General features: G+C 70.8%; 7 protein-coding genes. 5 read left to right on the top strand and 2 right to left on the bottom strand.

All coding sequences use genetic code 11. The features are described 5' to 3' along the window. Positions 1–391 (top strand): sensor histidine kinase (locus FGF04_RS00670; RefSeq protein ID WP_149509193.1); only part of this gene is annotated, 391 nt, incomplete at its 5' end. Between the two features lie 110 nt (positions 392–501). Here FGF04_RS00670 and FGF04_RS00665 read toward each other — a convergent pair. Further along, positions 502–1,368 carry a hypothetical protein gene (locus FGF04_RS00665; RefSeq protein WP_149509192.1) on the bottom strand — a complete coding sequence of 289 codons (867 nt, stop codon included), beginning with the start codon at positions 1,366–1,368 and terminating at the stop codon, positions 502–504. Between the two features lie 398 nt (positions 1,369–1,766). Continuing rightward, a complete protein-coding gene (locus FGF04_RS00660) occupies positions 1,767–2,231 on the bottom strand; it encodes a cupin domain-containing protein (protein WP_149509191.1) in 465 nt (154 codons plus the stop codon). A gap of 860 nt (positions 2,232–3,091) precedes the next feature. On the opposite strand from FGF04_RS00660, the gene FGF04_RS00655 reads away from it, so the two are divergent. From FGF04_RS00655 to FGF04_RS00640, 4 genes are all read left to right on the top strand, one after another. Continuing rightward, complete coding sequence (locus tag FGF04_RS00655) at positions 3,092–3,484, top strand: peptidase inhibitor family I36 protein (protein WP_149509190.1); 393 nt, start codon at positions 3,092–3,094, stop codon at positions 3,482–3,484. A 121-nt stretch (positions 3,485–3,605) separates the two neighbouring features. Beyond that, positions 3,606–4,523 carry a hypothetical protein gene (locus FGF04_RS00650; protein WP_149509189.1) on the top strand — a complete coding sequence of 306 codons (918 nt, stop codon included), beginning with the start codon at positions 3,606–3,608 and terminating at the stop codon, positions 4,521–4,523. A gap of 318 nt (positions 4,524–4,841) precedes the next feature. Further along, positions 4,842–8,654 (top strand): nSTAND1 domain-containing NTPase, encoded by a 3,813-nt coding sequence (locus tag FGF04_RS00645; protein WP_235882112.1) that lies wholly within the window; start codon positions 4,842–4,844, stop codon positions 8,652–8,654. Between the two features lie 190 nt (positions 8,655–8,844). Further along, positions 8,845–9,747, top strand: a complete 903-nt coding sequence (locus FGF04_RS00640) for a C40 family peptidase (protein ID WP_235882111.1) — start codon at positions 8,845–8,847, stop codon at positions 9,745–9,747. The last annotated feature ends 2 nt before the right edge of the window (positions 9,748–9,749 follow it).

Raw genomic sequence — 9,749 nt, 5'->3', positions numbered from 1 at the left:
CATCGACATCGTGCTGGCCAACCTCGTCGGCAACGCCCTGCGTCACGGCGGGCCTGACGTCCGGGTGCGGATGCGTGTGCGGACGGACGCCGACACCCTCACCGTCACCGTCGCGGACGACGGGCCCGGCATTCCCCCCGACCTGGTGGAGCACGTCTTCGACCGCTTCACCAAGGCCGACGCGGCCCGCACCCGCAGCGAGGGCAGCGGACTGGGTCTGGCCATCGCCGCGGAGAACGCCCGCCTGCACGCAGGCACCCTGACCGCGGCCAACACCGCACAGGGCGGTGCGGTGTTCACCCTGGTCCTGCCTCTGCGGCCCCACGAGCAGCCGGACGACGCAACACGGTCCTCGTCCCATCCCGCCCACCGTCCGGCAACGCCGTCGTGACGGGATCCGGCCGCACCCTGAGCCGGCACGGGGACCACGAGCTGAAACCGATCCGTCAACCGGTCGAAGACCATCTGGCCCTCGCTGATGCGCCCCGCCAGTGCCGGGTATCAGCTGCTGAGGTCGAGTATGCCCCACGCGGTGAACGGCTCGGCCTGGACATAGATCCTGCTTCCTCGGCCGACGACCCGTCGGCGGCCCGGGGCGGTGCCATCAGGGAGAGTGAGCAGGCCGATGTCCGTTGGCTCGACCGATGAATCGGTGAGCCTGCCGTGAGCGAGACGGTCCTGCTCCTCGCCGTAGCCGCCGTAAAAGGCCACCTGATCTCCGTGAACAGCTACTGCCTTGGCGCCCCGTATCCGGTTCGTCCAGACCCTCACGGGCTGTTCGCGTCGGTCGGGGCGTATCTCGGCGAGCGGGAAGTCCGTGTAGGTGCAGGCCCAGGCGGTGGTGCCCGACACGTTCAGGGCGTAGCAGTCGAAGAGACCGGGGATGTCGGCACTGTCGGACACCCACAGGGGGTGGCCTGTGGGGCTCCAGCGGCGGATTCCGGACGGATTCTCGTCGAAGTGCCCGACCCAGATGAGGCCGGCCTCGTCCACGAGCAGGTGCTTGATGGCGTCTCCGACGGAGAAGGACGAGGTCTCCTGGCCGAGTCCGTCGAAGAGCTGGACCTGGTTCCCGTCCTCGTACCGACGGGCGCGAGACGCAGCAACGACGAATCCGCCGTCGGGCAGGTGGTCCAGATGCGGCCGGCGGGCCCGGACGGCGCGCAGCTCGGTGAGTCCGATGGCGCCGTCCGGATGGACGGACACGACCAGGGCGTCGAAGACCCGGGCAGCGCCGCCGGGCTGCGGGGTGTGTTCGGCGAGCAGCCAGTGGGCGACACCGAACACGTCGACGGTACTGGTCAGGACGTGGCGGTCGTGGTGAGCTCGTGGGAGGTGAGCGTAGGGAGTGAGGGCGGTCGTCTGCACGGGCGGGCTCTCCTGGGAGGGCGGCGGTCACAGCCATCGGGCGCCGCACCTGGCTCCAGTCGGTGCTGGGCCCAATGGAGACCAGCGCGGACGGTCCCGCAGTCGACAGCATCGGCCGATGCAGGGGGATCCGAAAGGCGCCGGCCTGAAGCGTATAAGGCAATGGCGCACTGCGCGCGGCCGCCCGGGCCGCTTCGATGTCGTCGCCGAAGTCCACCACCGATTCGAAGCACAGCGCCACGCGCCCCCGCTCTCTCGGCCGTGGGTGTCTGCCAGGTATCACGCTCACGGTGCCAACTGTGGTGTTCGAGCGCCAACTTGAATGCACAGTCACAACAACTCTCCGTTGTGGCTGAGCGCAATGGGTGACCCGGGGGGTGGCCTGGGTGAGAACGGCCTCAGGCTTTCGGTGGGCCGTCCAGGAGTGTTATGCCGTACTGGGCCAGCAGATCGGCATGGTCCGTGTCGTGACGCGTGTCGGCGGAGCCGATCGACCGGAAGTAGCCTTCGACGGCCCCGGGGTTGTTGATCTGCAACACCTCGGCCGTCGAGGTGATCGGCTGGAAGGTGTGGGGGACCAGGCGGGGGCCGAAGACATAGGCGCCCGGCCCGGCGTCATGGACGTCGCACTCGTCGAGTGAGGCCGATCCGACCCAGAACCGGACGCGGCCGGACAGGATCACCCAGCTTTCGTCCTCCCGGCTGTGGCTGTGCAGGGGCGGCGCGTCCGACGGGCGCATGGTCAGCCGCAGGACGGTGGCCACTCCTTGCGTCTCGGAGGTCGACACGACCTGCTCCTGGACGGTGTCGTAATAGGGGTAGAGGGTGCCTTCGCCAGGGTTGCGCACGAGCGGGAAGCTCATGTGAGTTCTCCTCTGTCCTCTGCTGTGGGTCGAGCACGAGGGATGGCCAGGTCGCCGGGGCCATCACCGGGCAGACCATTTGGTTGACGGTTCAATTATCGTCCGTGGCGAGGGTGACGCCAGGGGCGGGAGCCCCTTTGGCTCGATTTCGGCGCCCTCGTGCCGCGGGMGGCCGGAGGTGTCGGAGCCGGCGGCTGTCGCTCCGGCTACCGCGCTCAGTGGCCAACTACCGCGCCCAAAACCAAGTGTCGCGCCCGGTCACACCCATCCGATGCGTGACGACGGGTGTGCCTATCGCCTCCAGCGAGGCGTTCATCGGCTGGGCTGCCCGTATCGCGCCGAAGCCGACCAACACCCCTGAATGCAAGGCGACTTCGGATGATGAGTCGGCCGACACGGCGGCAGCGCCTACGCACCCAGGGTCCGTAGAAACAACTCCGCTGGGGTCACCTCGGGTCCGGATCACCGAACCCACCCAGGAGCAATTGGACGCCCTGCCCCGGACCGTCGACCGGAGCTGCTCCAGCAGGGGCGACAGCGCGAGGCGGACGAGCGCGAGCGTCTTCAACGAATCAAGCCACCACGGAAAGCCCCCGGTTCGGTCGCACGAGCGGCTCGCGGTCCCGTACGAGCCGCCGTCGATGGCGGTGAGGGGGCTCGCAAGCACCCGCCTGTGATGGTCGAGCGGGCTCCGCGCCGCGATCGGGTTGACCGCCTCGTCGACAAGGACTGGTGAGAGCCGGTTTCCCTGCCCGGAACGGCACGGTCAACGGGAAACGGGTCGCCCGGTGCCGAGGGGCGGCACGACATTGGAGGGGTTCGACAGACCAGGCACCATCATCGATCACGGGGAGACGACAGTGCGTTTCAAGAAGATCGCCGCGGCGGGAGCCGTTGTGGCGGCCACCCTGGCCGGAACCGTCGCGACGTCTGGCTCCGCCCAGGCGGCGGGACACAACGGCGTCTGCGAGGTGGACGAGATGTGCATGTACTGGGGCGGCAACCTCACCGGCTCCTTCCACGACTACTTCTACTCCACCAGTGACTTCGGCAGCGACGTCTTCCTGTCCGCGGGCTCCGGCAAGGGCGAGCGGGTGAAGAACAACTCGGCGTCGGCGTACAACCGCTGGAGCCTGCTGGGCCACGTGTACTACAACGAGAACTTCAGCGGTCCCCGCGACGACGTGCCGGCGTACAGCTGGATCAACCTCGTGAAGGCATGGAACGACAACGCGTCGTTCAACTGGGGGTGATCAGCGCACTTTGCGGCCGCAGGGGCTCGTCCGTATCGGACGGGCCCCTAGGTCCACTGCCTTCGCGGGGTGCGAGGGCAGCGCACAGACGAGTACGGGACACGTGAGTTGGGGGATGGTTATGACCGCGAGGACGCTCGCCGCGGCTGCTGTGCTGATGGCGTGCGCTGTCGGCTGCTCCGCATCCGCGGCGGACGGTGACGGGGCCGCGCGGCGCCCCGTCGTCGAGACGACGCCGACGGTACTCGATCCGGCGGAGCTTCGACTGCCTCTGGAGCGCTACCAGTTCAGCGACGCGGAGTGGGCCCGGCTGAACCGGGCGCAGCACCTCCTGGCCGCAGCGTGCATGAAACGCTACGGCATCGACTACCGGCCGTCCGACGGGAAGCGGGCGCCGGTGATCCGTTCGCGCACCGAGCGACGCTACGGCCTCGCCGACGCGCGACTGGCGCGTACCAGCGGGTACCACGTTCCCGCCGCCATGAGGGCCGCGCCACCGACCCCGCCCCGGCTGAGCGAGGCCCAGCTGACGGTCCTGGCCGGTCCGGCGCCCGGCAGTGCCCAGGCACGTAGCCACGAACCCCTGACCTACCGGGGCGCACCTGTGCCGGACGGAGGCTGCATGGGCGAGGCACAGCGCTCCCTCGGCGGGAAGGGGCAGTTCGGCGAAGCGGAGACCGTGCGGCGCATCAACAGCGACAGCGTGCTGAAGGCGGCGAAGGACGCACGGGTGAAGCGGGCGTTCCGCTCATGGGCGGCGTGCATGAGCGAGAAGGGTCACCACTACCGGGATCCCTGGCAGGCCATCAACGACAAGGAGTTCAGCGGCAGTCGCGTCTCCGAGCGGGAGAAGGCCGTGGCGAAGGCCGACGTGGAGTGCAAGCGGCGCACCAATGTGGTCGGTGTCTGGTATGCCGTCGACGCCGCCTACCAGAAGCAGATCCTGAAGGCCGGCGGCGACCGGGTCGAACGGCTGGCCGCGCACAAGCGCGACCAGCTGGCCGAGGCGGACCGGGCGATCCGCGCCTCCGGCGGCTGATTTCCCGCCTGCTTCCTCCGCCCGTGCGCCCGCCGCGTACCCCGTCCGGTCTTCCCTGCGGCCGATACCTGCGGCCCCGAACCCCCGTCGATTCCTGCCGGGCCAGGTGTCGCGCCTCCCCGTGCGACACGTTCGGGATACGTCCTACTGCTACCCGTGGTCTGTCAGTGCCGGACGGTACCGTGATGGATTCGTCGGTCTTGAGCGGGCCGGCGGCTCAGCACGGACGGCCATGGGGGTGGCGTGGACGAGCGACCGGACAGGGTGGGAAGCGCTTTCGCAGTCGGGGGACCGGAGACGCATGCGGCCGATTTCGCCGTGCGGCTGCGGCAACTGCGCCACGAACGGGGACTGTCCCTGGAGGCGCTGGCGCGTCAGGTGCACTACACCAAGGGCTATCTGAGCAAGATCGAGAACGGCGCGAAACCGCCCACGGAGGACGTGGCGCGCCGGTGTGACGACGTGCTGTCCACCGCAGGGGAACTCCTGCGGCTGTTACCGCATGCGGCGTCCGAAGACGGTCCTGGGCGGCGTGCCACGGGGGGAGTGGGCGAACAAAGCCCCTACCGAGGACTGTCGGCGTTCACCGCACAGGACACGGAGTGGTTCTTCGGCAGGGAACGGACGAGCGCGGCCCTGCTGGACCGCGTCTTCGAACGCGTCGACCTCGGGCCGCTCATGCTGGTCGCACCCTCGGGCTCCGGGAAGTCCTCGCTCCTCAACGCCGGCTTGGTGCCCTTACTGCGCGGCGGATCCCTGCCCATGGCCGGTTCCGCCCAGTGGGCGGTGGTCGTGCTGACGCCCACCGCCCACCCGCTGCAGGAACTGCTGGACTGCGTGTCCAAAGTCCTCGGTACCGATCTCGGCATCACCACCGACGACCTGGCCCGCGATCCGCACCTCCTGTTCCGAGCCGTGGACTCGCTCACCGACGGGCCGCCGGCGGCGGACGGCGACCGGGGGCCGCGCAACCGCCTGGTCCTGCTGGTGGACCAGTTCGAAGAGGTCTTCACCCTGTGCGCCGACGAGTCGGAGCGGCGCACGTTCATCCGCGTGCTGTCCCTGTCAGCGGCCGCCGGCACGATCGGACGGCGCTCCACCGAGCAGGAGCCGCCGCCCGCGGCCGTCGTGGTCCTGGGCGTACGAGCCGACTTCTGCGGCCGGTGCCTCGAACATCCGGAGCTGGCCGCGGCCTTCGGTGACGGACTGTTCGTCCTGGGCCCGATGACGGTGGGGGAGTTGCGCACCGCGATCACGCGCCCGGCGGAGCGCGCCGGCCTCACGATGGAGAACGGCCTGGTCCAGCTCATCCTGCGCGACCTGGGCCCGTTGACCGAACCTGGCACCGGCCCGGCCGACTCCTCGCCGGCCCCGCGCGGCGCGCTCCCCCTCCTCTCCCACGCTCTGCTCGCCACCTGGCAGCAGCGTGAGGGCCGGACCCTCACGCTTGCCGGCTACGAGCGCACCGGCGGCATCCGCGGAGCCGTCGCCCGGACCGCGGAGGACGTGTTCGCGCGGCTCTATCCGGGCGAACAGAAGATGATCCGCCGCATGCTGGTGCGGCTGGTGCATGTCGACGAGAACGGCGGACAGACGAGGCGGCGGGTGGACCGCTCGGCGCTGCTGGAGCAGTCGGCCGAGGGGGAGGACGCCGCCAGGGCACTGGACGCGTTCGTTCGCGCGCGGCTGATCACCCTGGACAGCGACTCCGTCGAGATCACGCACGAGGCGCTGTTGCACGCCTGGCCGCGGCTGCGGCAATGGATCGAGACGGGCCGCGCCGGGATGCTGGTCCAGCAGCAGATCGCCGAAGCCGCCGCGGAATGGGAGCGCGAGGACCGGGACCCCTCGGTCCTCTACCGCGGCGGCCGGCTCGCCACCGTACGGCTGTGGGCGGCCGAGGACGTGGACGGCGCGGCGGGACTCAGCCCGCAGGAGACCCGGTTCCTCGCGGCGAGCGAGGCCGAGGAGCGGCGCGGGCTGGAGCAGGCCAGGCGGCACGGTCGTCAGCAGCGGAGGCTGCTCGCGATGCTGACCGGACTACTGGCACTGGCCCTGACCGCCGGTGTACTGGCCGTGCAGCAACGGTCCCTGGCCGTGCAGCAGCGGTCCGGCGCGGTGGACCAGGGGCGCATCGCCCGCTCGCAGGCTCTCGCCGTGGCCTCCACCTCCCTTGCGGCCGGACAGCCGGAGGAGTCCATGCTCATGGCCGCCCGGGCCTACCGCACGTCGCCTACCACCGAGGCCCGCGGCGCGCTGCTCAGCACGCAGGCCCAGTACTTCGCCGGCCGGCTCACCGGTCAGCGCGGACCGGTCAACGACGTGGCCTTCGACCCCGCGGGCAAGCGGCTGGCGACGGCCAGTTCGGACGGCACCGTCGCGGTGTGGCGGACCGCGGACCGACGCCGGACCGCGACCGTCACCGGGGCCGGCAAGGTACGGGCGGTCGCCTTCGGAGCCGATGGGCACCTGCTGGCGGCGGGCCGCACGGACGGCACGGTGCAGTTGTGGGACACGGTGCGCCGCCGGACCGTCGCGACAGTGCGGGCGCACCGCGGGCGGCTGGGAGACGTCGTGTTCGCGCCGCACGGCAAGCGCTGGGCGTCGGCGGGCGCCGATGGCCGGATCCGGCTGTGGGAGGGCCTGTCGAGCCGGCCGGTCGACACCCTTACCGGTCACAGCGGAGACATCGACGCGCTCTCCTGGTCCCCCGACGGCCGCACCCTGGCCTCCGCGGGCGCCGACGGCACCGTACGACTGTGGGACCTGACCGGACGCCGTAAGCCGGTCGTCCTCTCCGGACACACCGACGGAGTGCTGGGTGCCGCGTTCAGTCCCGACAGCCGCACCCTGGCCACCGGCGGCGCCGACCGCACCGTACGCCTGTGGGACGTGAACCGGCACAAACCGCTCGCCACGCTCACCGGTCACGGTGACGATGTGAACGCCGTGGCGTTCACGTCCGACGGCACCACCGTGGTCAGCGCCTGCGGCGACGGAGCCGTACGCCTGTGGGACGTGGACAGCCGCCGGCTGACGACAACGCTGTCCGGACACACGGACTACGTCATGGGCGTGGCGGTCAGCCCGTCCGGTTCCCTGCTGGCCACCGCCGGGTTCGACCAGTCCACCGTGGTCTGGGACCTGGACCGCTCGGTGCTGACCGCACGGCCCTTCACCGAGGTGTGGAAGGCGGCCTACCGTCCCGACGGGACCCTGCTGGCCACCGCCCACGCGGACCACACCGTTCGGTTGTGGGACGTGGCCCGGCACAGACAGGTGGCGGTGCTCCCAGGGCACCGGGGCTCGGTCTTCGCCGTCGCGTTCAGCCCGGACGGCCGCACTCTCGCCTCGGCCGACTCCGATGCCATCGTCCGTCTGTGGGATGTGGCGGAACGCAGACAACTGGCCGTCCTGCGAGGACATACCGGGTCCGTGTTCGCGGTGACGTTCTCCCCGGACGGCCGCACCCTGGCCTCGGCCGGCTCCGACCACACCGTCCGGCTGTGGGACACCCGGAGCCACCGTGAGCTGGACACGCTGCGGGGCCACACAGACTTTGCCAACGATGTCGCGTTCAGTGCGGACGGCCGGACGCTGGCCAGCGCCGGGGACGATCTGACGGTACGGCTGTGGGACGTGGCGCGACGACGCCCGCTGGGAGTACTGAAGGGGCACTCCGGCGCGGTGCGGGGCGTCGCGTTCAGCCCGGACGGCCGTACGCTGGCCAGCAGCGGCAACGACGGCACGGTGAGGCTGTGGCGCACCGCCGACCGGCGGCTCCTGAAGACTCTGACCGGGCACACCGGATCGGTGCGGGGCGTCGCGTTCAGCCCGGACGGCCGCATCCTGGCCAGCAGCGGCAACGACCGCTCCGTCCGGTTGTGGGACGTGCCCGGACGTCGGCTGTTCGCCGCGCTCACGGGCCACACCAACGCGGTCTGGGGTGTCGGATTCGCTCCCGACGGCCGGACGTTGGCCAGCGCCAGCAACGACGGCACGGTACGGCTGTGGGACTTCGACCTCGACGCCAGACTCGCGGCCGTGTGCCGGCTCGGCGGTGCAGCCGACTGGAAACGCGGACGAGAGGCGACCGTTCGACCCGATGCCGCCACGTCCTGCGACGGCTGAAGCTGTCATGCCACGTGTCGGCGGCGGCCGGGGTTTCCTCGGGGGTTTCCCGTTTCCCACCCGCACGGTCTACCTCGTGTGTCTGGACACGGCCGCCACGGCCGAACCAGCCTTGCGGCGAAGGCATCGCCACCGGACTGGCAGGACACCGGACGACGAGCCCCGACCACCGACCGACGGGGGAGACCACATGCGTACGCGCATCCGCGGCACACTGATCACCGTCCTCACCCTCTTCATGGCACTGCCGGCCATGGTCCTGCTCGGCCCTTCGAGCGGGACCGCAGCGGCGGCCGCGAAGACAGCGGCGTCTGCCGCGCAACCGGCCACGGCTGCCGACGACACCTGCGGCGTGCTCGCGCCGGGCGCCTCCGACGCCGCGGCCAGAGCGGTGGCGGCCGCCTGCAGCCAGGTCGCCGCCGGCACCTGGTACAGCTGGGGCGGCGGCCACGGAGCCCAACCCGGCGCCACCTACGGCCAGATCGACCCCACCGATCCCGCGAGCGAACACGACCCCGAGCGCAAAGGCTTCGACTGCTCCGGCCTGGTCCGCTACGCATACGCGCAGGCGGCCGGCTCCGACATCCTCAACGGCAGCGCGGAGACCCAGTACTACAGCGTCCGCGCCGCCGCACGCTTCACCGCCGGCCAGGGCCAGGCACCGCTGCTCCCCGGCGACCTGCTGGCCTACGGCCCTCCCGACCGGATCCATCACATCGCCATCTACCTCGGCGCGGGCAAGATGGTCGAGGCCCGGCAGTCCGGCACCCGCATCATGGTCAGTGATGTCCGCCTGGGCGGCGACTACTTGGGCGCGCTGCGGGTCAACACCGGGGCTGTGACCGGCCATGTCCACCGCACGTGGGGCACCGGGGTGTGGACCCATGCCGATGCTGCCCTCGGCAGCCGGCGTGTCTACGCCTTCCCCGACGCGACCACGATCCGCGTCGAGTGCCAGAAGCACGCCGAAACCGTCACCGCCGAGGGCTACACCAACGACGTCTGGTCCTACCTCCCCGACTACAAGGCGTGGGTCACCAACATCTACATCCAGGGCCCGGCCTGGCTGGAAGATGTACCCGCCTGCACCTGAAC

It is taken from the genome of Streptomyces apricus (assembly GCF_008369065.1).
GTDB lineage: Bacteria > Actinomycetota > Actinomycetes > Streptomycetales > Streptomycetaceae > Streptomyces > Streptomyces apricus.
This window is presented reverse-complemented; position numbering and strand designations above follow the sequence as displayed.